The following is a 24,033-nucleotide window of genomic DNA, read 5'->3' as shown; positions in this document are numbered from 1 at the left end:
TCCGTGAAAGGGTGAGCGCGACGCCAGCCGCCGGCTGGGGAAGGAGCACCCGATGTTCAATCAACCTTCGCCGAAAATGGCCGGCCTCTTTCTGGGAGTAGCAGTGATGATGACGGCGCCCGCCGCTGCCGATGCCTTGAAGGATGAAATCGCGCCGACCGGCAAGCTGCGGGTGGCGATTGCGATCAGTCCGGCCGGTGGCGCGTTCTGGTCGACCAGGACCGAAACCGGCTATGCCGGCGTGCCGGTCGATCTCGGCAAGGCGATGGCAGAGCAACTTGGCGTGCCCGTCGAATATGTCGCGCACAACAATTCCGGTCAGATCGTCGATGCGGCGTCGAAGGGCACCTGGGACGTCACCTTCCTGCCGAAAGATCCGGAACGTGAGGGCAGGATGTCGTTCGGGCCGATCTATGAGGTTGCGGACGCGACCTACATCGTCAAGCCGGGCTCGCCGATCACGAATTTCGCAGCGCTCGACCAGCCCGGGATCAAGGTCGCCGCGGTCAACAACACGACCACGATGCGCGGCGCCATCGCGCATCTGAAGAACGCCAAGGTGACAGGCTACCAGACCTACGACGAGATCTTCGGCCTGCTCAAAGCGGGCGAGATTGACGCGTTCGCGCTGTCGCGCGACCAGCTCAACGCCATGGCAAAACAGATCCCGGGCACCCGCGTGCTCGACGAAACCTTCAAGCAGACGGTCACGGCGGTCGCGGTGCCGCCCAATCATCCGCTCTCGCTGGCGTTTGCGGAGAAGTTTCTGACCGAGGCGATCGCGAACGGCACGCTGCGCAAGGCCTATGACAATAACGGCCTGAAGGACCGGCCGGTGCGGACGCAGACGAAGTAGGCCGCGCACCCATAAACTTGGGGGCGTGACGCGACGAAGATTGTGTCCGGTTTGCCTCTTGAGCGACCAAACTTGCGCGGCGGCGCAATATGTCGCGAAGGGCCAGAAGCGGAAATGTCTGAATGCAGCAGCAAGTGACCGTTGTGCGTCTAAAAGTCGATACCTCGTTCCTGTTGAGCGGCAGATTCACAAAGCCCAGGTTGCCGCAGCTAGTGCATCTCAGGCGGCAACAAAGTCACCCTCAGTAGAGGTCGCGTTGCGCCGCGCGCGGCCGGGTATACAGGGCGCCGCTCTATGCGCCAATTGACGCATTCATCTGTCATTTCTAAGCTATGCCGGAAATTCGCGAAGGGGCTAGGTGTGCTTTCAAAACTCAAAAATCTGGCCGCAGGCGCCATGAAAAGCGTCAGCGGACGGTTCGCGAACGCCTCCAGGGCAATTGCGGACCTAGCCGCCAGTCTTGCTAACCGCGCCGCGGCGGCCGCTGATCTGGGCCGCATTCTCGATATCATAGAGATGGTTCCAGGCGTAAGTTTCGACAAACCCGAGCCCGATGCCGACTATCTCAATACGTTGCTGGCTGCGGTGCAGATGGGCGAGCTTACGCTGGCCGTGCATTACCGCCAGCAAACCGAAGCCAGCGTGGTGCGCTTGCATCCCATCGCAACGGCAGAGGCCAATGCACTAGCCGGCTCGGACAATAAGTTCTCCTCGAAAATCCTGGTGGACGGTGAAAGCGACAAACCTGCCATCCAGATGCTGATGAACACCGAGCATTTGGCGGAAAATTACCGGCACGTTTCCGCCGATACGCTGATCAACGCATTGGCCTTCCCGATCGAAAATGTCAAAGGCGGTTTCATCATCGCCAAACCGTTTCGTGCGATCGCGCGACCAATCGCAGGCTGGCTGCTCAACATTATTTTCGACCAGGGCGAAAAACTGCACCGGCGTTTCCTCGGCAATCGCGGTGAAGATCAACCCCAACCACCTTCGCCACCTGCGGACGAGGAACAGACCGATGCGCCGCATGCCTCAGGGACCTCGGAAGGCGGCGACGTCCAATCGGGGCCGCGATCGAACCATCGGCAAGCCGCGGAATGATGGCGCGAATTGCTGGATGTCGAGAACTCCCTTCCTGCGCGGCAGGCGCTAACATATGTGCAACTGCACAAATACAAGGCATTCGCTTCGGTAAGGGCACCGCGCGATAGGGCCATAACCACGTAGAAATACGCGCTTTTTTGAACCTATGGCTCGATTTCGGGTTGGCACATCGATTGCTTAATCCTGTCTCAGTCAATGACGACTGCCGTCCTTTCGGATTGCCAAGGCCAGCGTTGGCCGAAGGCGTTGGGATCAAGCGGCCTCACGTGAGGCGCTTCGAGCAGTCTTCTGGACCACCTCACGATAGCTCGCGCATCTCCAGTTTCTGATCGGGCGTGACCTGCGTCGTTCTGTGCCGTTCAAAGGCGGCGCGGGATTTGTCGCGCACGAGGACGGCAAGATTTTTTCACTTAATCGGTGCACGGCTGCGCAGCATCCGGCGCGCTTCAACGTTGTCTCGAAAGGGGAACTGGAATGGCCTATCTCGCGCCTTCGGAATTCGTGACCAAGATGGTCGACGCCGGAGAATCCAAAATCTTCATGTCGACGCGCGATACGGTCATCCGCGCCTACATGGCCGGCGCGATCCTCGCGCTCGCCGCGGCGTTTGCGATCACCATCAACGTGCAGACCGGCGTGCCGATCGTCGGCGCCGCGCTGTTCCCGGTCGGCTTCTGCATGTTGTATCTGCTTGGCTTCGACTTGCTCACCGGCGTGTTCGTGCTGGCGCCGTTGGCGCTGATCGACAAGCGCCCTGGCGTGACGCTTGGCGGCGTGCTGCGCAACTGGGGCCTCGTCTTCATCGGCAATTTCGCCGGCGCCTTCACGGTCGCCGTGATGATGGCGATCGTGTTCACCTTCGGCTGGTCGCAGCCACCGGACAAGGTCGGCCAGGTGATCGGCACGATCGGCGAGAGCCGCACCGTCGGCTATGCCAATCATGGCGCGGCCGGCATGCTCACGCTGTTCGTCCGCGGCATGCTCTGCAACTGGATGGTCTCGGCCGGCGTGGTCGGCGCGATGATTTCCACGCACGTCAGCGGCAAGGTGATCGCGATGTGGATGCCGATCATGCTGTTCTTCTTCATGACCTTCGAGCATTCCATCGTGAACATGTTCCTGTTCCCGTCCGGCCTTTTGCTCGGCGGCAAGTTCACCTGGTGGGATTATATTTTCTGGAACGAGATCCCGACCGTCATCGGTAACCTCGTCGGCGGTCTCGCTTTCACCGGGCTGACGCTGTACGCCACCCACATCAAGACCGGCCCGTCGCGCAGCGCGTCGGCTGCGGCATCTTCGCGGCCGTCCTCGCGCATTGCCGCTTGATCTTAAGATGAGGATGGGCCTCTCCTCGCAAGGGGAGAGGCCCATTGTCGTGAAAGCCGGGAATGCCGCGTGAGCTGAAAATATCGGTCGGACAATTTTCCGATAAGGGCCTCAAGGAAACCAACCAGGATTTCCATGGCGTCCTGATACCGGACGAGCCGCTGCTCAGCCTCAAGGGCATTTCCATCGTGCTGGCCGACGGCATCAGCACGAGCAAGGTCAGCCGGGTCGCCGCGGAATCGGCGGTCAAGGGGTTTTTGACCGACTATTACTGCACCTCGGAATCCTGGTCGGTGCGCACCTCGGCGCAGCGCGTGCTGGAGGCGACCAATTCCTGGCTGCATTCGCAGACGCGCAGCCAGTATGCCTATGACAAGGACCGCGGTTATGTCTGTACGCTCTCCGCCATGGTCATCAAGTCGACCACGGCGCATCTCTTTCACATCGGCGATTCCCGCATCTATCGTCTCTCCGGCAACACGCTGGAGCAATTGACCAATGACCACCGCGTTGTCATCTCCTCGCAGCAGAGCTATCTCGGCCGGGCGCTTGGCGTAAATCCGCAAATCGAGATCGACTACCAGATGCTGCGGCTCGAGCCGGGCGACGTCTTTGTGCTGGCGACCGACGGTATCTACGAGCATCTCAGCGCCCGCCGCATTGCAAAGGCGGTGAACGAAGGCGGTGCCGATCTCGACGCGGCCGCGAAGGCGATTGTCGACCAGGCTTTTGAAGCTGGCAGCGCGGACAATCTCACGGTCCAGATCGTCCGCGTCGATGAGGTGCCCGATGGCGCCGCAAGCGAAGTGTTCGCGCAGCCGCATGAGCTACCGCTGCCGCCGCTGTTGGAGGCGAGGGCGGTTTTCGACGGCTACCGGATCGTCCGCGAGTTGCACGGCTCCAGCCGCAGCCACATCTATCTCGCCGTCGATATCGAAACCGACGCCGTGGTTACCATAAAAATTCCGTCGATCGATCTGCGCGACGATCCCGCCTATTTGAAGCGGTTCATGATGGAGGAGTGGGTGGGACGGCGGATCGACAGCCCGCATGTGCTGAAACCCTGCCTGCTGCAGCGCAAGCGCAATTTCCTCTATGTCACGACCGAATACATCGACGGCCAAACGCTGACGCAATGGATGATCGACAATCCAAAGCCAGGGCTGGAAACCGTGCGCGGCATCGTCGAGCAAATTGCAAAAGGGCTGCGCGCCTTCCACCGCAAGGAGATGCTGCACCAGGACGTCAGGCCCGACAACATCATGATCGACGCCACGGGTACGGTGAAGATCATCGATTTTGGGTCGACGAAAATCACTGGCGTCGTCGAGGCGGAGCCATCAGGCATGCACAACGACATTCTCGGCACGCAGCAATACACCGCACCCGAATATTTTCTCGGCGAGCCGGCGACGTCGCGCTCCGACCTGTTCTCGCTCGGTGTCATCACCTATCAGATGCTGACGGGAAAGCTGCCCTATGGTGCGCAGATCGCGAACGCGCGGACGCGATCGCAGTTCAACAGGCTGGTCTACCGTCCGGCGTCGCATGGCGACCGGGAATTGCCGCAATGGATCGACGGCACGCTCGAAAAGGCCGTGCATCCCAATCCCTACAAGCGCTATGACAGTTTTTCGGAATTCCTGTTCGACCTGCGTCATCCCAATGCGAACTATCTCTCGACATCATCGACGCCGCTGATCGAGCGCAATCCGCTGCTGTTCTGGAAAAGCACGACCGTCGTGCTGGCGCTGACCGTGATCGTGCTGCTGGCCATGCAGCACGGGATGCATCGGTAGAGCGCCCCGGTCCGCATCTGGCTTTTCTCGGGACGCAAGCCCTACTTTGCATGGGGTTGTTTTCGCGATTTTGTGCCCAGGCCCTGCGGTGCTTTAGTTCGTCGCGCCCGCCGGTATCGGGTCCATGCCGCTCTTGACGATCTCGGGGCGGGCGGCGGGCGAGGCGAGGAACTTGATCAGCGCCTTGCCGGCGTCGGGCTCCTTGGAGACGGTGGCGATGCTTGCGGAAAACACCGTGATCTTCTGCAATTCGTCCGGCAAGGGTCCGACGATGTCGATGCCTTCCACCGGCTTCAATTCGCTCATCTGCTGGAAGCCGATCTCGGCGTCACCGCGCGCGACGATCTCGCCGACGGGCGTGGCCGGGACCTTCCGCGCCTTGTCCTTCATTTCGTCGGCAATGCCGAGCTTGCCGAACATCTCGGTCGAGACATAGACGCCGCTGGCACTGTCGGAATAGGCGACGGTCTTCACCGCCAGCAGCGCGCGCTTGAGCGCATCGGGTGTGCTGATATCCGGCTTCGGCGTTCCCGATTTCACCGCGACCCCGATCGGCGATTTGACGAGATCGACCTTGCTGTCGGCGATCGCCTTTCCCTTCCTGGCGAGATCGTCGAGCGCATAGCCGACCATGATCAGGACATCCGCAGGCTCGCCGCGCTCCAGCCGCACGGGTATGGCGTTGGTCGTCGTGCCCATCGACGGCCCGTAGGCAGTCAGCACCTTGTGGCCGGTGCTGCGCTCAAATTCAGGAACCAGCGCCTTGTAGGCCGCGGCCAGTCCGCCCGAGATCATCACGTGCACCTCGGCAGCGCCGGCCGTAACGGTCAGCAAGAATACGCCGAGAATGGCCAGCGCGAACGCGCGGAAATGGATCGAAAGACGCATGATGGTTCCTCCCGGACGACTCTTGAGCGGTCGGCCTTGGCAGGATGTTAGCGCGCGAACGGGAAGGCGGCTAGAGCCGCTTCTCCGTCATTGCGAGGAGCGCAGCGACGAAGCAATCCATCCCTCCGAGCATGCGAAGCGATGGATTGCTTCGCTGCGCTCGCAATGACGTGGAGAGGTCGGAGGAACAGCCTCACGAATTCACGTGCACGAAATCCCGCAGCAGCGGATAGATCTCGTTGTTCCAGCGCTTGCCGGAGAACACGCCGTAATGGCCGACGCCGGCCTGCATGTGGTGCACCTTGCGATAGGCGCGCACGCCGGTGCAGAGGTCCTGCGCCGCCAGGGTCTGGCCGATCGAGCAGATGTCGTCCTTTTCGCCCTCGACCGTCATCAGGCCCATGCGCCTGATCGAGGCCGGGTTCACGGGACGGCCGCGATGCATCAGTTTGCCTTGCGGCAACAGGTGCTCCTGAAATACGTCGCGCACGGTCTCGATGTAGAATTCCGCGGGCAGGTCCATCACGGCGAAATACTCGTCGTAGAAGCTCTTGATGATTTCCGCCTTCTCTTTCTCGCCCTTCGCCAGGTGATTGGCGAGGTCGATGTGCTGCTTGATGTGCCGCTCCAGATTCATCGATACGAAGGCGGTCAGCTGCACGAAGCCGGGATAGACCTTGCGGAACGCGCCCTTGCATTGCACCGGCACGTAGTTGATCAGGTTTTTTTCGAACCAGTTGATCGGCTTGCTCTTGGCGAATCCGTTGACCTTGGTCGGCTGGATCCGCGTGTCGATCGGCCCGGCCATCAGGGTCAGCGTGGCCGGGCGGGCGGGATGATTGTCCTCTGACATCACGGCGGCGGCGGCCAGCGCCGATACTGATGGCTGGCAGATCGCGACCATGTGCGCGCGCGGACCGATCTTGTCGAGGAAGGTGATCAGGTGGTCGGTGTAGTCCTCCAGCCCGAAGCGGCCGTGGCCAAGTGGAATGTCGCGCGGATTGTGCCAGTCGGTGATGTAGACGTCGTGGTCCTGCAGCAGCGTCTTCACGGTGCCGCGCAACAGGGTGGCGAAATGGCCGGACATCGGCGCCACCAGCAACAGCCGCGGCTGCTCCGGCGCGTTCTCCTTCTTGAAATGCAGCAGCGACCCGAACGGGGTGGCGAAGGTGACTTCCTCGGTTACCTCCAACTCCTGATTGCCGACCAGTATCTTGTCGATGCCATAGGCCGGCCGCGCATAGGTCAGCGAGGAGCGCGAAATCAATTCGAGCGAAGCGGCGAGCCGGCGAAATAACCTGTCGGAGACGCCCTGCGGCACCAGATTGAGATATTTCAGCCCCGCCGCGGCCCCGGTCCGCCACGGCGACGTCAGGTCCATGTGGTTCTGATAGGCCTGGTACATCATTGACATCATTCACGTCCGCCCCCGTCCGGTGATACCATGCAATATCGACGCCAGAGCCGGCCCGGCCGCCTTTAAAACTGGCACGTGGCTTGCTCCGCAAATGCCTGACGCACAGGCATTGGGCGGCGGCGCGGCTGGCTGCCCATGCCTGCGCGGGGGGCGTTTTGGGGTTCGAGGGAAGGCCATATGGCGAAGACCACACTGACCATTTCCAGCAAGAATTACTCGTCCTGGTCGCTGCGCGGCTGGCTGTTGGCGAAATTCGCAGGGCTGGAATTCGAGGAGGTCATCACCGCCCCCGACGATGCGTCGGCGCGGGCCGAAATCCTGCTGCTGTCGTCATCGATCCTGGTGCCGTGCCTGCGCCATGACGGCGCCACCGTCTGGGATACGCTGGCGATTGCGGAATACCTCAACGAGATCATGCCGGACGCCGGCCTGTTGCCGGCGGACCGCATCCAGCGTGCGCATTGCCGCTCGATCTGCGGCGAAATCCATTCCGGCTTCACCACGCTGCGCGCCTCGCTGCCGGTCAACCTGAAGGGCCATTTCCCGGGCTTCAAGATCTGGTCGCGCGCGCAGGCCGATATCGACCGGGTCTGCACCATCTGGCGCGAGTGCCTCGCGGAGTCCGGCGGGCCGTTCCTGTTCGGCGAACGCACCATGGCGGATGCGATGTACGCGCCGGTCGTCACCCGCTTCATGACCTATGATGTGAAGCTCGAACCACGGCTTGCGGCCTACGCCAGCACCATCATGGCGATGCCCGAGATGCAGGAATGGATCGAGGCCGCCAAGGCGGAGCCCGCCGACATCGAAGAGCTCGAGGTCGAATATTAGGCAGGCCTGGCGCGGCCTTGCCTGTTCGAAGGGCTCAAGCTTCGGGCAGGTTATGCTCACGTCGGAGCCAGCCGTGAGCGCGGCGCGACCGGCCACCTGGCCGTTATTCACAGGCCGCTGAAACCAGATTCCTGCCTGCGGCCAAGCGGTTCGGTGCACCGATGCCGGCGGGATCGCCGCACTGCAGCGCGCGTGGCGCGGATTTCGCATAGCAACATGCAGCCGTGAACGCGACGATGCGACGCTGCCGAAAATTTGGACGCCTTCGCCGGTCGCGATCTCGCGAACAAGAACCGTGGAGGCTTCCATGAACAAGCAGGCTGTCGTCAGCAAATTCTCTCACGTCAAACCCGGCGATACCGAATTCAAGGGCGGGGGTCTGCGCGACTTCTTCCTGTATCGCGATCTCGGCATCGCCGACGCCACCGGCGGGCAGGTGATCTGCCATCTGGTCAAGGCCAATCCCGATCTGCCGCCCGAGGAGGGCACCGGCTGGCACAAGCACGAATGCGAATTCCAGATCGTGATCATGACCAAGGGCTGGGCGCGCTTCATGTATGAGGACAAGTCGACCCTGGTGCAGGCCGGCGACGTCGTCCACCAGCGGCCCGGCATCACGCACTACCTGTACGACTACTCGGAGGACATGGAGTATCTCGAGATCGTCAGCCCGGCCGATTTCAGGACTGTCGACGTGCCGCCGGCCGTCGACAAGGTGCCGCCGCCGACCCCCTGGAAGTGACCGCTATGTCGTCGCCCGAGGAATTAACCTTCGTCGTCGGCCGCTGGCCGCGGGCCGATTGTCGTGGTGCTGGATGTGGTGCGCCGCCTCGGATTGCGGACGACATCTAGCCGTGAACAACGGAGTACGGCGCTGAATCAGTGATTCGGGCGCGATTCGTTCCATCGCCGTTCCGAACGTAAAGATCACGCGCGGTTCCGTCGCATTCTGGCACAATGCGAGGGCCTTTTTCGGTTGCGCCAAAGCTCACATCGCGCTGGAGCGTGGTAGCCGCCAGCCGACCACCGTGGCCTCGACCATGCCGCCGGTCCTGTCATTGCGCCATTGGCCATCGATCCAGCGACAGGCGAAGGGCAGTTGATAGGTTCCGCTGTGATCCTCGCAAAGAACTTCCACCGGCTGGTCGGGCGGCGGAGCCCCGTTCCCGTCGAACTGCGCCAGCCGCTTTTCACGCGTTGCCATATAATCAATCTCCATTGCTGCGGCCGTTTGAGGCGCGCGGCAAAATCCATCCACCGTTAACAGGATGAAGCACAACGCCTGAATGAGGTATCAGTATGGTATCACTGGGGTGGGCGGTTTGCTTCGTGCAAATTGCCGTGATGGACGTTCCCCGCGCTGGATGCAGTTGAATGAGGATTTGATGATTGCTTCGATGGCCAGGATCAACTTTGCCGCTTTCGCGCTGCTGATGGTTTCATGGCCGGCGACCGTTCACGCGCAGGACGTTCCCGGCATCGAGATCTGCACTGTGGAAAAAACCATGGAGCGGCGCACCTCGTGCCTGCAAAGCAATGTCGACTTCCTGCAGAAGACGATTAACAAACTCACGATGGACCATCAGCAGAAGATCGACGCCGGCAACCGGCAGATCGAGGCGCTGAAGAACGCGGTCATTGGCTTGCAGAAGGTCGTTAGCGAGTTGCAGTCGGCGCAGAAGGCGGCGGAAGACGCGAAGAAGGCCGCAGCGCCCGCGAAGGATGCGGCGCCGGCTGCGAAGGATGCGGCGCCGACCAAGGACGGCACGAAGTAGCTTCCCGTCCCCGCGGTCAGGACACCCGGTATTGCTCCATGACGGCCTTGTCCGGTTCATAACCGAGCCCGGGCCCCGGGGGGACCTCGACATCGCCGTTGGCATCGACGTCGATGCGGCCGCGCCACAGGCATGCGGCGCGCTTCATGTAAAACACCTCGACGAAGCTTGCGTCGTCGCGCAGCGACATCAGCTGCAGCGTCGCCAGCAAGCCCGGCCCGAAATACGGCGAATGCGGCGCCAGCCTGACGCCGAGTTCGTCGGCCAATGCTGCGACCTTCAGATATTCGGTGATGCCGCCAACCTTGATGACGGAGGGTTGCGCGTGGCTTACCGCACCCGCCTTCATCATCTGCTTGAACTGATGAACCGTGCAGGCGTTCTCACCGGCTGCAACGTTGAGCCCGCCTTTGGTTCGCACTTCGGCAAGCGTTGCAAAATCCTCCGGCGGCCAGACCGGCTCTTCGATGAACATCGGCGCGGCGTCGCGGCAGGAATGCGCGAATGCGATCGCAGCCTCGCCATTCAGCGGGCAGTTCAGGTCGACCATCAACGGAATACCGGGACCGATCGCCTGCCGCGCGGCAAATACCGCAGGCGTTGTGGTCTCATGCAATTTGATCGCCTTGTAACCCCGCCGCAGCGCGGTCTCGCATTCGCTTGCGATCAATTCCGGTTTGCCGATCCGTAGCAGGCTTGCATAGGCAGGAATCCGCGTGCGTTTCGCCGCGCCGATCAACCGATGCAACGGCACGCCCTTCGCCTTGGCGGCAAGATCCCACAGCGCGATGTCGAGCGCCGATATCGCGAACATGGTGATGCCATAGCGGCCGAACAGATGCAGGTTGCGCTGGATCTGTTCCATGAAGGCGGGAATATCAGTTGCGTCGGGAACCTCGAGGCCCTGCGCCTGCGGCGCGATCATTTCCTCGATGGCAGTGTATGTTGTCCGTGGACAGACATACGCAAAGGCATCGCCCCAACCGGTGATGCCGGCATCGGTGGAAACCTCGACCATGACGATTTCCAGCGCGGATATGGCGGACGCGCCTTGCCTGAAGCTCGCCACCCCGGCGTCATAGGGGATGCGGATATGGTGCGCCCTGACATTGGTGATCAGCATGGTTCCCTCCCATCGCGCTCCGATACATTGTCAGCGGCAGGAACGGAGAGCAAGGACTGTCAAATGAAGCGCGCAGCATCAGATCATAATGCGGACGCTTCGCATGAAAGCTGTCAGTCATGAATCCGGCTCAGAAAGCGCTCTGGTACATCGAAAGCCATCTCGCCAAGCCGCTGACGCTTGATGAGATCGCCGGCGTTGCCGGCGTCTCGCGCTTCCATCTGGTGCGGGCGTTTGCCGCGGCCACCGGGTTTTCGGTCATGCGCTATGTGCGTGCCCGCCGGCTCAGCAAGGCCGCGCAGGCACTCGCGGCCGGCGCGCCCGATATTCTCAGCCTCGCCCTGGATGCGGACTACGGCTCTCACGAAGCTTTCACCCGCGCGTTCCGCGACCACTTCGGCGTCACGCCCGAGGCGGTTCGCGCCGCAACGTGCCTCGATCGTCTCAAGCTTCAGGAGCCCATCGTCATGGATTCAACCCTGCTCGACAATCTCAAGCCCCCGCGTTTCGAAACCTCCAAGCCGCTGCTCATCGCCGGTATCGGCGAGCGCTGCACGCATGAAAACGGCGGCGCCGGTATTCCCAATCAATGGCAGCGCTTCCACCAAAAGGTCGACGATATTCCGGATCGCGTCGGAAAAGTCGCCTATGGCGTCTGCTGCAATGGTGACGATTCCGGCAATTTCGATTATATCGCCGGCGTCGAGGTTTCCGACTTCTCAGACCTGCCGCGCGAATTTTCCCGTGTACGGATACCCGAGCAGAAATACGCCGTGTTCACCCACGCCGAACACATCTCGAGCATTCGCCGCACCGTCAGCACGATCTGGAATCACTGGCTGCCGATATCGGGCATGAAGGCGGCCGACGCGCCGTTCTTCGAGCGATACGACGAAAATTTCGATCCAGCCACCGGCAATGGCGGGCTGGAAATTTGGATACCCGTGAGGGAATAGCATCACCGCAATGCTGCCCTGCGCCGCGGGATTGCCCGCGGTTGCTTGGCAAGCGATATCGACTTTGCCATAACATGACGCAACGAATTGTTGCGCGTGCGGGGTCGAGCCTGAAGTCCGCCTGCAGCCAAAAGCAAGCCGGGAGGATTCATGGCCGATATCCGCGTTCTCGCCACCGATCTGGAGTTTCCGGAAGGCCCGGTCGTCATGCCCGACGGCTCGGTCGTGCTGGTCGAAATCCGCGGCAAGCGGCTGACGCGGGTTTATCCTGACGGGCGCAAGGAGGTGGTCGCGCAGATTCCCGGCGGCCCCAATGGCGCAGCGCTCGGGCCCGACGGCAAGATGTACATCTGCAACAATGGCGGCTTCAGCTGGATTCCTACCGGCAAGATGATCATGCCGGGGCCGCAATCCGATGATTATCAGGGCGGCTCGATCCAGCGGGTTGACCTGCAAAGCGGCAAGGTCGAAACCGTCGTCGACAGATGCGACGAGCACGGCCTGCGCGGGCCGAACGACCTGGTGTTCGACAGGCACGGCGGACTCTGGTTCTCCGACCTCGGCAAGCGTCGCGCCCGCGAGATGGATGTCGGCGCGTTCTACTATCTCAAGCCGGGCATGAAGGAGATCGTCGAGGCCGTGCACGGCGTGCTGCCCGCCAACGGCATCGGCCTGTCGCCGGACGAGAAGACGGTCTACATCGCGGAGACGCCGACGGCGCGGCTCTGGGCCTATGAAATTGCCGAGCCCGGCGCCATCAAGCCGCGCGACGTGATCTATCGCGGCGAGCGCGGCAAGCCGATCGCGGGGCTCGGCGGCTACCAGATGTTCGATTCGATGGCGGTGGAGGCGAGCGGGAATGTCTGCGTGGCGACGCTGGTGTCGGGCTGCATCTCGGTGATCGCGCCCGACGGCACGCTGATCGAGCAGGTGCCGACCGGCGATCGTGTCACCACCAATATCGCCTTCGGCGGGCCCGAGCTGAAGACCGCCTACATCACGCTGTCGGGCAAGGGCGAACTGATCGCCATGGACTGGGCGCGTCCGGGTCTGGCGCTGAATTTTTTGAACAAGTGATGGTACCCGTCATTGCCTGCGACAAACGCTTCGCGTTTGTCGCAGGCAATGACGGGGAGAGAGCGGAGTTATAGAATGGCCTTTCTTGAACCGGTTACCCTTCAAGGCGCGCACGCGCGGCTGGAGCCGTTGTCGCACGATCACATCGACGGACTTGTGGAAGCCGTGAAGGACGGCGAGCTGTGGAAGCTCTGGTACACCGCGATCCCGACCGCCGATAACATGAAAACGGAAATCGACCGGCGGCTCGGCCTGTTTGCGGCCGGTTCGATGCTGCCGTTCACGGTGCATGATGCCGACGGCAAGATTGCCGGCATGACGACCTACATGAACGTCGATGCCGGCAACCGCCGCGTCGAGATCGGCTCGACGTGGTACGCCAGGCGCGTGCAGCGCAGCGCGCTCAATACGCAGTGCAAATTGTTGCTGCTGACGCACGCCTTCGAGCAGCTCAATTGCATTGCGGTCGAGTTCCGCACGCATTTCTTCAATCACCAGAGCCGCCGGGGCATCGAGCGTCTGGGCGCCAAGCAGGACGGTATCCTGAGAAGCCACCAGATCGCGCCGAACGGCACGTTGCGCGACACCGTGGTTTACAGCATCATCGCCAGCGAATGGCCGACGGTGAAGGCGCATCTCACCTATCAACTCAACGAAAAGACGCGGTGAACAGGCCGCGCTAGAAACGATACGATGGAAACGTTCGATTACGTGATTATCGGCGCGGGCTCCGCAGGCAGCGTGCTCGCCAACCGCCTTAGCGAAGATTCTGCGAGCCGCGTCTGCGTGCTGGAAGCGGGGCCGAGCGACTGGCATCCCTACATCCACCTGCCGGCCGGCTTCATCAAGACGTTCCACATGAAGAGCGTCAACTGGGGCTACAGCCAAGAGCCAGGCCCTTGGACCGGCGGCCGCAGCATCTATGCGCCGCGCGGCAAGACGCTGGGAGGATCGTCCTCGATCAACGGCCACATCTACAACCGCGGCCAGCGCCAGGATTTCGACACCTGGGCGCAGCTCGGCAATCGCGGCTGGGGCTATCCGGACATACTGCCCTATTTCAAGCGGCTGGAGCGGCGGGTCGGCGAGGGCGACGAGACCTATCGCGGCCGCGACGGCAGTCTCACCGTCACCACCATGGATTGGAACGATCCGCTGTGCGAGGCCTTCATGGAAGGCGCCATGAGCCTCGGGATTCCGCGCAACCCCGACTATAACGGCGCGATCCAGGAGGGCGTGTCCTACTGCCAGCGCACCATCGAGAAGGGCCTGCGCATGAGCGCGGCCAAAGCGTTCCTGCATCCGGCGCGCAAACGAGGCAATGTCGATGTGCGGACCCATGCGCATGTCACCAACCTCATCTTCGAGGGCAAGCGCGCGGTCGGCGTGCGCTATCTCAAAGGCGGCAAGGGCGGCGTGCCCGTCGAAGTGCGCGCCAGCAAGGAAGTCATTCTTTCCGGTGGCACCTACAACTCGCCGCAGGTGCTGCAATTGTCCGGCGTCGGTTCGCCGGAATTGTTGCAGTCGCACGGCATCGAGGTCCGTCACGCGCTGCCCGGCGTCGGCGAAGGCCTGCAGGATCACTACGCGCCGCGCTCGGTCGCGCGCGTCAAGAACATCCGGACCATCAATGAACTCAGGCGCGGCGTGAGCCTGTGGGTCGAGGCGCTGAAATGGGCGACGACGCGGCGCGGCCTGCTCTCGCTGTCGCCGACCATGGTCTATTGCTTCTGGCACTCCGGCGAGACCACCGAAAGCTCCGACCTGCAGCTCACGTTTACACCCGCGAGCTACAAGGAAGGCGTGCAGGGCCAGCTCGAAGACGAGCCCGGCATGACGGTGGCCTCATGGCAGCAGCGCCCGGAGAGCCGCGGCTATGTCCGCATCCGCTCCGCCGATCCATTCGCGGCGCCGATCATCCAGACCAATTACCTGGTCGAAGAGATCGATCGCCGCGTCGTCGTCGCCGGCATGAAGCTGGCGCGCCGGCTGCTGTCGTCCGCGCCGCTCGCGCCCTATTATGCCTACGAGGATTTCCCTGGACCAAAGGTGCAGAGCGACGACGAATTCCTGGCCGCCGCCACCGAGCGCGGCACCACCACGTTCCATCCCGGCTGCACCTGTCGCATGGGACCGGCGGATGCCAAATGGGCCGTGGTCGACGACCAGTTGCGCGTGCACGGGCTGCAGGGCCTGCGCGTGGTCGACGCCTCGATCATGCCGCGGATGATCTCGGCCAATCTCAACGCCTCGACGCTGATGATCGCCGACAAGGCCTCCGACATGATCCGCGGCAAGACCGCGCTGGAGGCGGTGAAGTTTCCCGTGCAGGCCTAGGCCGTGATGAGATTAGGTACTGGATGCCAGAGTTGAGGCGCCTAAGCAGAAGCTAGTCCGGCTAGCCGGCGTAAAGGTCAAGAAGAGCCTTACGTCGAGCCCGCATTGGGTCAATCGCGCCCTTGTCGGGACGGCCGCTTCTGGCGAAAAGCGATCATTCGGCAAATTACCCATGTCGGCTAGGTGCTGCCATGAGCAGACATCGGCCCAAAAGGCGTCTAACGAAAGCCGTTTTTTTTGCTCAGGAGTGACCGAAACGAGTTGTGTTGAAGGGAGACTTCGCAGTGAACTCTCACGCCCCACACCCTCAGATCGTATCCTGTTGCCCGTTTTGCTCCTCGGTCGACATCCACGATACGAATTTGCGCGCGCTCGATGATACGAGCCGTCGGCTTTATCTGGTGTACGAGTGCAGGTCCTGCACCGGCCGCTTCGTTGCCGACCGGCCGGAACGGATTGAAAAGGTCGAGGACGAGACGGCAGCCACCTTCGCGTCGCCTGAAAGGATCGCCCAGCAGCGCGCGCATTTCGCCTGGAAGCGGATTTTCGATGAGAACGATTATCCCTATTCGCTCATTCCATTGATCGAGCGCTGGGCGCCAGGATTACGCGTCCTCGATCTCGGATGCGGGGCCTCGCAGCTGCTGCCGATGTTGATGAAGCGCGGTTTCGACGTGGTCGGCTTCGAAGGCGATCCCGCCCGCGCGGAGGTGGCGCGCGAGAATGGCGTCACCATTGTGTCCGGCGACTGGCGCAAGATCGGTGACATTGTCGGCACCGACCGCTTCGATTGCATCGTTTCGGACCAGGTTTTCGAGCATATGCTCGATCCAGTCGGCACCTTACGCTCGCTCAAGCCCGTGCTCGCCGATGGCGGCGTCCTGATCTTCCGCTTCCCCAATGAAGGAAGTTGGCGACGCAAGGCTGAACTCACCTGGGCGCGGCTTCGCGGCAACAACCGGCCGCTCTCCTACTTTGTCGACCACTGGAATTACTTCAACGAACGAGCGGCGCGCACCTGCTTCTCGGCCGCGGACTACGAGGTACTGCGGATCAAGAAGGATCTGAGTTTGCACGGATTCCTCGTGCGCAAGGTGTTTCCGAATCTCGCGGCCTTTCCCGGCCTGCCGCAACTTGTCGCGCGCACGATCGCAGCGATCGACAGCAATGCGCTATCGAATGGTTTGACGGTGGTGTCGCGCCCGGTTTAATACCGCGTGGACCGGATGATACTAACCTTCCGCTTTGGGACAATCGCGCCCTTGTCGGGACGACTGCTCCTGGCGCAAAAGCGGTTGTTTCGCAAGCGAACCGGAAGCAACTGCGCTGCAATGGGCACTCAGATTTGAATCGCCTCTCAACAGTCGGCCGTCTATGGTGCGCTGATGTCGCGCCTCGTGTTTCCATTGATTGCTATCATCCTATCGCTGCTGCCGGTCGTCGCGCCGGCTGCGCCGGCTCATAAGCGGCCGGCGCCACGCTGGCACGGATACGGCTTCCTGCCGGGCTATCAGCAGCCACCGAATAACAGCCTTCCAGCTGACGCCCGGAAAGCTTCGACTTCGCGCGTGGCGCGCCGCAACCAGCGCCCCTGGTATATCGATCCAACCCCAAGTTATTACGGGTACGATGGCGACTGGCACTATTTCGGCCGGCCTGGCTTTTACGGCGGTCGCTACAATGGCGGCAGCTTCGGCCCCTGCTGGACGCGGACGCCGATCGGGCCGATCTGGAATTGCGGCTGATCAGCCGTTGCTTGAAGACCGCGTGCGCGTGCGCCATCCGGTTGCCCGCAGTGGCGGTTCATGGTGCAGAGCGGACATTCGCCGAAACTCTCATGTCTTGCTCTGCTTCTTTCACGTGCGATGTTCAGCCAACCGGTCCGGGAACCCAATAGTCGCCGGAAAGCGGCCTGACTATTACGCTATAAATTACCCCGAGCTGCAGGCTAGGATCGAAATAGCGCATCGCTCGCTCATTGAGGTCAATGATGCGGCCAGGCGTTAGTGGCCCAACGTCATTTATCTTGACGATGACCTTCTTGCCTACAGCCTCAACGAGGGCATACTTCGGCCTCGCGGCATATCGGACCCCGCCAAATTTCTGGCGCAAGCTCGTCTTGATGGCAGCCGTCCAAACAGAGGGATCATAGCGCTCACCGGAGGCTGTGTTCGGACCACCCTCCCGCCATCCGGGCCGGAACGGATTGTACGTGGATGCAGCGCCAACGATCGCATCCCCGGTAGCGGCATCGACGACGGCGCTTGAATGAACTGCAACGATTTCACTTCGAGCAACGGGCACAGAAAACGCAAGCGTAAGTACGGCGCCGCAAATTGCGGCGCGCGAGCGAAACAACATCATAACTCCTTGATTGATTTTCTAGAACGCTGGGTTCCCGATGCCGCAAAAAAATGGTCAAGCGAACGCGGATGCGTTGACTAACTCGCGCCAATTATTTGCGGATTCGTTCCAATACCGGCAGTGGAACCGTTGTGGGAACCAGTGTGGTCCTCGCACAGGTGTTCTTAGTTCTCATCGACTAAGACAGAGATTGCGTCAGTAACATGGCTGAATAGAATCTATTGACCAGGGCTGAGTAGGAGCAAGCGTCTGACCGATGACCGCGCGGGATGGTCGATGCATCGGTCGAATTTCACGCCCTTCTCCTGGAGATAAGCGAGCTGACGCAACCACGCGGCTTGGATAGGCATTCGACTTCGGCTCAATGACCGCTTCTGGCGCTGGGCGCGCATTCGGCGCTGACGATGTTCGCTTAACGATGCGCCGCTTCCGGCCGGTACAGCGTATCGATGGTGACGACGCCGATCGCGCGCGACACGCAGGGGCAGATCTTGCGATTGTCGTGCTTCTGCTGGTCGCTGAAGAAGACGTCGCGATGGTCGATCTCACCCTCGACGGCAACGACGTCGATTGCGCAGACGCCGCATTCGCCGCGCTGGCAGTCTGAGATCACCTCAAAACCGGCGCCGTTCAGCGCGTCCAGCATCGAGCTGTTCTGCGGCACGACGAGTTCGGTGTCGGTATCCTTCAGGCGCACGCGGAATTCGGCCGTCGGCTTCAGGCCGCTGGAGCCGAAGGTCTCGTAGCGCAGATCGGCCGGCGCGCGTCCCGCGTCGTTCCAGGCGCGCCGCGCCGCCTCCAGCATCCGCATCGGTCCACACATGATGGCGATGGCATCGTCAGGCAAAGCGCGGAAGGTGGCTTCGAGGTCGAACCGGGCGCCTTCATCGGAGGCGTGCACGATCAAGCGATCGCCGAGCAGCGCCGAGAGTTCGTCGAGGAAGGCGGCATCGCCGCGTGATTTGACGGCGTAGTGCAGGGAAGCGGCGATATTCCTGCGGCGCAGGGCAGCGGCGATACCTGTGATCGGCGTGATACCGATGCCGCCTGCGATCAGGCAATAGTTCTTCCTCGTCCAGTCGATGTCGAGCAGGGACGCCGGATTTGACGTTTCGATCCGCGCGCCCGGCGTCAGGCTCCACATGCCGCGCGAGCCGCCGCGGCTGTCCGGCGCTAGCCGCACAGCGATCCGATAGCTGTTGGGATCGCTGTTCTCCACCAGCGAGTAGGAGCGCCGTGTGGGCTGGCCGTCGATCACCACGCTGACGCCGATATGGCTGCCGGCCGGGTAGGGCGGCACGCGGCCGTTCTCGGGACGAAGTCTGAATTCGCGGATCGTGGGCGTCACGTCGCGCATAGCTTCGACGGTGCACCAGCTCCATTGCTCGGCAAAACGCATGGGCGCTTTCCTATTCGGCTGACGATTTGAGCAAAGCGAGCGCCGGCATCAGTTCGAGATGCGTGCGGTTTCGGATCGCGAGCCGCAAATTGCGCGCGGCGAGGCGTGAATGCTCGCGCATCACGGCCTCGGCCCGCGCGCCCTCGCGGTTCTCGATCGCGTCCACCACGATGCGGTGGTGATCCTGCCCGAGCAGCAGGATCTGATGCGCTTCCGGCAGTGCCGACTGCGCCATCACGAAAGCGCTTGGCGAAGCGAACGGCAGCGCGGAGACGCGATCGATTTCGCGGATCAGCGGCGCGCTTGCGGAGAGTTCATTGAGAAGCGCGTGAAAGCGCGCGTTCATGGTCACATAGGCGGAAAAGGCTTCGACCGAAATCGGATCCTGGCGAACCAGTTGGTCGAGATCGGCGAGGCATTCCTTCAATGGTTCGAGGCTGCGCGCGCTGACGCCGCGCTCGGCCGCAAAGCGGGCCGCGAGGCCTTCCAGCGTGCCGCGCAGCTCGATCGAGTCCAAAATGTCGCGTTCGGTGAACGCCTTCACCATGAAGCCGCCGGAGGGGATCGCCTGCAGCAGGCCTTCGTCCTCCAGCCGCACCAGCGCCAGCCGCACCGGCGTCCGCGACACGCCTGTGATCTCGACCGCCTGCAGTTCGGAGATGCGCTCGCCCGGGCGCAGCCGCCCGGACAGGATCATGTCGCGCAGCGCGAGTTGCGCGCGCACGGTTTGCGAGACGGAGCGCTCGGCGTCGCGTTCGCTCATGATCTCACTCCGCGGCTTGCGCGGTATACGGCGCGGTCTCGCGCGCGACCATGCGGTCGATCACGCGCCGCGCCCACATCGCGCCGGCGTCGATGTTGAGGTTGTAGAAGGTGCGGTCCGGATTTTCGTCCATCGCGCGCTGCTGCGCTTCGAGGATGATTTCATCCTCGTGGAAGATGCCGGCAACGCCCTCGCGGATATCGGTGGTCAGCTTCTGCTCGGTGGTCCGGTAATTGCGGACGAAGGCCCAGAAATAGTGACAGGTGGTTTCGGTCTCCGGCGTCATGGTGTTGAGCACAAAGCCATTGACGCCCTGCGAGCGGTCGCCCTCCGGCGCGCCGGTGCCCGCGGGCGCAACGCCGACGTCGATATTGACGGTGCCGGGCGCCTGGAAGTTGATGATCTGCCAGCGGTCGACCGCACCCGGCTTCTGCAACTGCGCCGCCCAGAAGGGCGGGGCATCGATGCCCTTCATCCAGCGCGTCACGGTCACGGTCTTGTCGCCATGGGTGACGTCGAATGGCGCTTCGGCGACGTGGTCGTTGCCGATGCTGGAGCCATGCACGAAGGTCTCGTGGGTCAGGTCCATCAGATTATCGACCACCAAGCGGTAGTCGCACTTCACATGAATGGTCTTGCCGTCGCCGGCCCAGGCCGGATCGTCGTTCCAGTGCATGTCCGGCACCAGCGCGGGATCGGCCAGCGCCGGATCGCCCATCCACAGCCAGATGAAACGATGCCGTTCCACCACGGGATAGGCGCGCACGCAGGCGGAAGGATTGATGGTTTCCTGCGAGGGCATGTAGGTGCAGCGGCCCTGCGCATTGTATTTCAGCCCGTGATAGCCGCAGACGACGGTGTCGCCGTCGAGCCGCCCCTTGGACAGCGGCACCAGCCGGTGCCAGCAGGCGTCCTCCAGCGCGCACACCCGCCCGTCGGACTGGCGGTACATCACGACATGCTTGCCGCAGATCGTGCGCGGAAACAGCGCGTGCTTGAGGTCGACATCCCAGGCGGCGGCGTACCAGGCGTTGAGCGGAAACGAGGATGGCATGGCTGCACTCCCTTACTGAGTGCAAGATGTATACAATAGTTGCTGGAAAATGGCAAATTGGCTTGTTTGACGCATCTAAATACCATTAAAGTATACATACCTTTTGTGAATTACCTCATTTCGCTTGCTCCGGTTAGCCGTCACCCTTCCACGGCCGAGCTTGCAACTCCCATGGACATGCAGGCGTCGTCGGAGCGAATAACTCCCGCCTCGCACTGGCAATGGCCGGCGAAAGCCGCAGCGCCAATCCAGTTCCGAGCAGCGCTCGGCAAACCCGCGGGGAGATCGCATTCGAATCTGCAACGGCAAAAGGAGGCACGATGTCGTCGCAAGTACCAGCCCTCAAGCTTTTCGATTTGATCCAGTCGCACCGTGTCACGGCGGTGATCTATGTCGCCGCCAGACTAGGGCTCGCCGAGCTGCTGCGGGACGGACCGCAGACGCTTGGCAAGCTCGCCAAGGCAACCGGGGCGGATGAACGGGCGCTTGGACGTCTGCTGACCGTGCTCTCCACCATCGGCATATGCTCGCGTAGCGGCGAAGATCGCTACGCATTGACGGAAGTGGGATCCTGCCTCGACAGCGGCGCCGAGCAATCGTTCAAGGGCTGGGCGATCTTTGAAGGCGAGATGATTTCAAAGGCCTGGAGCGGGATGCTTGAATCCGTGATGACTGGCAAGACTGCGGCGGAATTGCAGGGCCTTGCCAACGCTTTCGAGCTGATGGGTCGAACACCTGAAATCGTCGACAAGTTCAATGCTGCGATGACCGAGCTCACGCGGCTGGTGACGCCGGATGTCCTACGCGCCTACGATTTCGGCGGGATACGCCATTTGATGGACGTCGGCGGCGGGTCCGGCGAATTGCTCGGCGCCATCGCACAGCAAAACCGGAAACTGCGCGGAACTGTTTTCGATCTTCCGAGATGTGCCGAAGCCGCAAGCAAGCATCTCAGGCAGACCGGCGTCGATGACCGCGTGGAATTCGCCGCCGGCGATTTCTTCGAGGCGGTGCCGGCGATCGCAGATGCGATCATCCTCAAGAGCATCATTCACGACTGGGACGATGCGCGCAGCGTGACGATCCTGCAAAACTGTCGCAAGGCGCTCCCTGACAGCGGCAAGCTGCTTCTGGTGGAACGGCTGATGCCGGAGGCGCCGACCATGGCAGTTGAGGACAGGGAGCAGGCGTTGAGCGATCTGAACATGCTTCGCGGGCCCGGAGGGCTCGAGCGCACCAAGGCGCAGTACCGCGAATTGCTCGACAGAAGCGGCTTCGATCTGGTCACGACCTATTCAGCCGGCCGCTTCAACGTGATCGAGGCACATCCCGCTTGAGCTTTACCGAGTGACGGAGTCACCGTCACTCGGCGTCAGGCGACGGACTCAGCCGTAAACGAACGCCTTGTCCTTGAGGTCGATGCCCGGGAATTCGTCCTTCTCCGCCCAGTAATCCTGGTTGTGCTGCCATTCCGGCTTCTCGCCGCGCTTGGGCAGCAGATGCATGCCGCGCATCATGTAGCCGGGATTGAAGTTCTCCGGATCGATCCAGGGCAACAGCGGCATGTTGTGGTCTTCGGGACGCAACGCCGGCGTCACCTTTTTCGCGCCGGTCTCCTTCATGTGCGTGAGCAGCCGGCAGACGAAGTCGGCGACGAGGTCGACGCGCAGCGTCCAGCTGGCGCGGAAATAGCCGAACACCCAGACCAGGTTCGGCACGCCGGTGAACATCATGCCGCGATAGGTCACGGTGTCGGCGAAGTCGAGCGGCTTGCCGTCGATGGCGAATTCGATGTCGCCATCGGCACAGAGGTTGAAACCGGTTGCGGTGACGATGATGTCGGCTTCAAGCTCCTTGCCGGATTTCAGCAGAATGCCCTTTTCGGTGAAGCGGTCGATCTCGTCGGTGACGACGGAGGCCTTGCCGGACTTGATGCCCTGGAACAGATCGCCGTCGGGAATGAAGGCGATGCGCTGCCGCCACGGCCGGTACTTTGGCGTGAAGTGCGTCGCGATGTCGTAGTCCTTGCCGAGATAGGCTTCGACCGCCGACAGCAAATCCTTCTTCGCCGCTTCCGGCTCCGCGAACGTCTTGCGCGTGAAGGCGTCCTGATCGAACAGGATTTTTCGTCGCGTGATTTCGTGGATCCAGGTCTCGTCGACCTGCAGTTTCCGCAGCTCCTCGGCGATTTCTATCGCGTTCCGCCCGGTGCGGAAATAGGTCGGCGAACGCTGCAGCATGGTGACATGCGCGCAATCGTTCGCCAGCGCCGGGATCAGCGTCGCCGCGGTAGCACCCGAGCCGATCACGATCACGCGCTTGTTCTTGTAGTCGAGGTCTTCAGGCCATTTCTGCGGATGGACGATGCGGCCCTTGAACCTGGCCATGTCCTTCCATTCCGGCGTGTAGCCCTCGGTGTGGCGGTAATAGCCCTGGCACATCCAGAAGAAATTAGTGGTGAAGCGAAGGTTTTCGCCGGTGTCGGTGCGGGTGGCTTCGATGGTCCAGAGGTTTTCCGCGCTCGACCATTTCGCGGAGGTGATGGTGTGCTGATAGCGGATGTGCGGCGCGAGATCGTTCTCCTCAATCACCTCGCCCATGTATTTCAGGATTTCGGCGGCGCTTGCGATCGGCGCTGATGTCCATGGCTTGAAGCGGTAGCCGAACGTATGCAGGTCGCTGTCGGAGCGAATGCCCGGATAGCGATGCGTGGTCCAGGTGCCGCCAAAAGTCTTTTGCGCTTCCAGCGCGACGAAGCTCGTTCCCGGGCATTGCGTGGCGAGGTGGTAGGCCGCGCCAACGCCCGAAATCCCGGCGCCGGCGATCAGGACGTCGAAATGCTCTGATGTGCGGGGTGAAGCCCTGTCGATCTGGGTTTGAACGTTCATCTTCCCTGTTCTTTTTGGTTTGTTGTGTTTTGAAAGCAAAACGCCAGAACCTTGGGGTTCTGGCGCGGTAGTC

General features: G+C 61.9%; 23 protein-coding genes. 14 read left to right on the top strand and 9 right to left on the bottom strand.

The annotated features are described in order from the left end of the window. The first annotated feature begins 109 nt into the window (after window positions 1-109). The 4 genes from C7G61_RS23550 to C7G61_RS23535 all read left to right on the top strand — a co-directional run bounded on the left by C7G61_RS23550 (window position 110) and on the right by C7G61_RS23535 (window position 5,088). Window positions 110-856, top strand: coding sequence for a transporter substrate-binding domain-containing protein (locus tag C7G61_RS23550; RefSeq protein ID WP_420836789.1), 747 nt, complete (start codon window positions 110-112; stop codon window positions 854-856). A gap of 360 nt (window positions 857-1,216) precedes the next feature. Further along, entirely contained in the window at window positions 1,217-1,960 is a 744-nt protein-coding gene (locus tag C7G61_RS23545) for a hypothetical protein (RefSeq protein WP_108518945.1), read from the top strand. Window positions 1,961-2,437: 477 nt separating this feature from the next. Continuing rightward, window positions 2,438-3,289 (top strand): formate/nitrite transporter family protein, encoded by an 852-nt coding sequence (locus C7G61_RS23540; RefSeq protein WP_108518943.1) that lies wholly within the window; start codon window positions 2,438-2,440, stop codon window positions 3,287-3,289. A gap of 62 nt (window positions 3,290-3,351) precedes the next feature. Further along, the gene (locus C7G61_RS23535) at window positions 3,352-5,088 is read left to right on the top strand and encodes a bifunctional protein-serine/threonine kinase/phosphatase (protein ID WP_108518941.1); all 1,737 of its coding nucleotides are present in this window, start codon (window positions 3,352-3,354) and stop codon (window positions 5,086-5,088) included. A gap of 93 nt (window positions 5,089-5,181) precedes the next feature. On the opposite strand, the gene C7G61_RS23530 is transcribed toward C7G61_RS23535, so the two are convergent. Both C7G61_RS23530 and C7G61_RS23525 read right to left on the bottom strand, forming a co-directional pair. Continuing rightward, window positions 5,182-5,976, bottom strand: a complete 795-nt coding sequence (locus tag C7G61_RS23530; protein ID WP_108518939.1) for a substrate-binding domain-containing protein — start codon at window positions 5,974-5,976, stop codon at window positions 5,182-5,184. A gap of 193 nt (window positions 5,977-6,169) precedes the next feature. Next, the gene (locus C7G61_RS23525; protein ID WP_108518937.1) at window positions 6,170-7,393 is read right to left on the bottom strand and encodes a polyhydroxyalkanoate depolymerase; all 1,224 of its coding nucleotides are present in this window, start codon (window positions 7,391-7,393) and stop codon (window positions 6,170-6,172) included. Window positions 7,394-7,570: 177 nt separating this feature from the next. Here C7G61_RS23525 and C7G61_RS23520 point away from each other — a divergent pair, with 177 nt between their 5' ends. Both C7G61_RS23520 and C7G61_RS23515 read left to right on the top strand, forming a co-directional pair. Further along, entirely contained in the window at window positions 7,571-8,224 is a 654-nt protein-coding gene (locus C7G61_RS23520) for a glutathione S-transferase family protein (protein WP_108518935.1), read from the top strand. A 307-nt stretch (window positions 8,225-8,531) separates the two neighbouring features. Then, the gene (locus C7G61_RS23515) at window positions 8,532-8,966 is read left to right on the top strand and encodes a cupin domain-containing protein (RefSeq protein WP_108518933.1); all 435 of its coding nucleotides are present in this window, start codon (window positions 8,532-8,534) and stop codon (window positions 8,964-8,966) included. A 246-nt stretch (window positions 8,967-9,212) separates the two neighbouring features. Here the strand turns inward: C7G61_RS23515 and C7G61_RS23510 are convergent, their stop codons facing one another. Continuing rightward, window positions 9,213-9,428: a hypothetical protein gene (locus tag C7G61_RS23510; RefSeq protein ID WP_108519170.1), complete on the bottom strand. Its 216-nt coding sequence runs from the start codon at window positions 9,426-9,428 to the stop codon at window positions 9,213-9,215. 181 nt (window positions 9,429-9,609) lie between these two features. Between C7G61_RS23510 and C7G61_RS23505 the strand changes: the two genes are divergently transcribed. Further along, entirely contained in the window at window positions 9,610-9,999 is a 390-nt protein-coding gene (locus tag C7G61_RS23505; RefSeq protein ID WP_420836788.1) for a hypothetical protein, read from the top strand. A gap of 16 nt (window positions 10,000-10,015) precedes the next feature. Here the strand turns inward: C7G61_RS23505 and C7G61_RS23500 are convergent, their stop codons facing one another. Then, window positions 10,016-11,122, bottom strand: a complete 1,107-nt coding sequence (locus tag C7G61_RS23500) for a mandelate racemase/muconate lactonizing enzyme family protein (RefSeq protein WP_108518930.1) — start codon at window positions 11,120-11,122, stop codon at window positions 10,016-10,018. A gap of 119 nt (window positions 11,123-11,241) precedes the next feature. Here C7G61_RS23500 and C7G61_RS23495 point away from each other — a divergent pair, with 119 nt between their 5' ends. From C7G61_RS23495 to C7G61_RS23470, 6 genes are all read left to right on the top strand, one after another. Then, window positions 11,242-12,078, top strand: coding sequence for an AraC family transcriptional regulator (locus C7G61_RS23495; RefSeq protein ID WP_108518928.1), 837 nt, complete (start codon window positions 11,242-11,244; stop codon window positions 12,076-12,078). Window positions 12,079-12,228: 150 nt separating this feature from the next. Next, the gene (locus C7G61_RS23490; RefSeq protein ID WP_108518926.1) at window positions 12,229-13,155 is read left to right on the top strand and encodes an SMP-30/gluconolactonase/LRE family protein; all 927 of its coding nucleotides are present in this window, start codon (window positions 12,229-12,231) and stop codon (window positions 13,153-13,155) included. Between the two features lie 75 nt (window positions 13,156-13,230). Next, window positions 13,231-13,824 carry a GNAT family N-acetyltransferase gene (locus C7G61_RS23485; protein ID WP_108518924.1) on the top strand — a complete coding sequence of 198 codons (594 nt, stop codon included), beginning with the start codon at window positions 13,231-13,233 and terminating at the stop codon, window positions 13,822-13,824. A 24-nt stretch (window positions 13,825-13,848) separates the two neighbouring features. Further along, window positions 13,849-15,492, top strand: coding sequence for a GMC family oxidoreductase (locus C7G61_RS23480; protein WP_108518922.1), 1,644 nt, complete (start codon window positions 13,849-13,851; stop codon window positions 15,490-15,492). A gap of 362 nt (window positions 15,493-15,854) precedes the next feature. Further along, window positions 15,855-16,703 (top strand): class I SAM-dependent methyltransferase, encoded by an 849-nt coding sequence (locus C7G61_RS23475; protein WP_190241939.1) that lies wholly within the window; start codon window positions 15,855-15,857, stop codon window positions 16,701-16,703. A 174-nt stretch (window positions 16,704-16,877) separates the two neighbouring features. Next, window positions 16,878-17,237: a hypothetical protein gene (locus C7G61_RS23470; RefSeq protein WP_108518918.1), complete on the top strand. Its 360-nt coding sequence runs from the start codon at window positions 16,878-16,880 to the stop codon at window positions 17,235-17,237. A 124-nt stretch (window positions 17,238-17,361) separates the two neighbouring features. Here the strand turns inward: C7G61_RS23470 and C7G61_RS23465 are convergent, their stop codons facing one another. The 4 genes from C7G61_RS23465 to C7G61_RS23450 all read right to left on the bottom strand — a co-directional run bounded on the left by C7G61_RS23465 (window position 17,362) and on the right by C7G61_RS23450 (window position 21,072). Next, window positions 17,362-17,856: an RlpA-like double-psi beta-barrel domain-containing protein gene (locus tag C7G61_RS23465; protein WP_190241938.1), complete on the bottom strand. Its 495-nt coding sequence runs from the start codon at window positions 17,854-17,856 to the stop codon at window positions 17,362-17,364. Between the two features lie 412 nt (window positions 17,857-18,268). Further along, window positions 18,269-19,255 carry a PDR/VanB family oxidoreductase gene (locus C7G61_RS23460; protein WP_108518916.1) on the bottom strand — a complete coding sequence of 329 codons (987 nt, stop codon included), beginning with the start codon at window positions 19,253-19,255 and terminating at the stop codon, window positions 18,269-18,271. Between the two features lie 10 nt (window positions 19,256-19,265). Beyond that, window positions 19,266-20,018 (bottom strand): GntR family transcriptional regulator, encoded by a 753-nt coding sequence (locus C7G61_RS23455; protein ID WP_108518914.1) that lies wholly within the window; start codon window positions 20,016-20,018, stop codon window positions 19,266-19,268. 4 nt (window positions 20,019-20,022) lie between these two features. Continuing rightward, on the bottom strand, window positions 20,023-21,072 hold the full coding sequence (locus tag C7G61_RS23450; RefSeq protein WP_108518912.1) for an aromatic ring-hydroxylating dioxygenase subunit alpha: 1,050 nt from the start codon (window positions 21,070-21,072) through the stop codon (window positions 20,023-20,025). 320 nt (window positions 21,073-21,392) lie between these two features. On the opposite strand from C7G61_RS23450, the gene C7G61_RS23445 reads away from it, so the two are divergent. After that, entirely contained in the window at window positions 21,393-22,409 is a 1,017-nt protein-coding gene (locus C7G61_RS23445) for a methyltransferase (RefSeq protein ID WP_190241937.1), read from the top strand. A gap of 48 nt (window positions 22,410-22,457) precedes the next feature. Here the strand turns inward: C7G61_RS23445 and C7G61_RS23440 are convergent, their stop codons facing one another. Beyond that, on the bottom strand, window positions 22,458-23,960 hold the full coding sequence (locus tag C7G61_RS23440; RefSeq protein WP_108518908.1) for a flavin-containing monooxygenase: 1,503 nt from the start codon (window positions 23,958-23,960) through the stop codon (window positions 22,458-22,460). Window positions 23,961-24,033: the final 73 nt, after the last annotated feature.

This window comes from Bradyrhizobium algeriense (assembly GCF_003062295.1).
Taxonomy (GTDB): Bacteria; Pseudomonadota; Alphaproteobacteria; order Rhizobiales; family Xanthobacteraceae; genus Bradyrhizobium; species Bradyrhizobium algeriense.
This window is presented reverse-complemented; position numbering and strand designations above follow the sequence as displayed.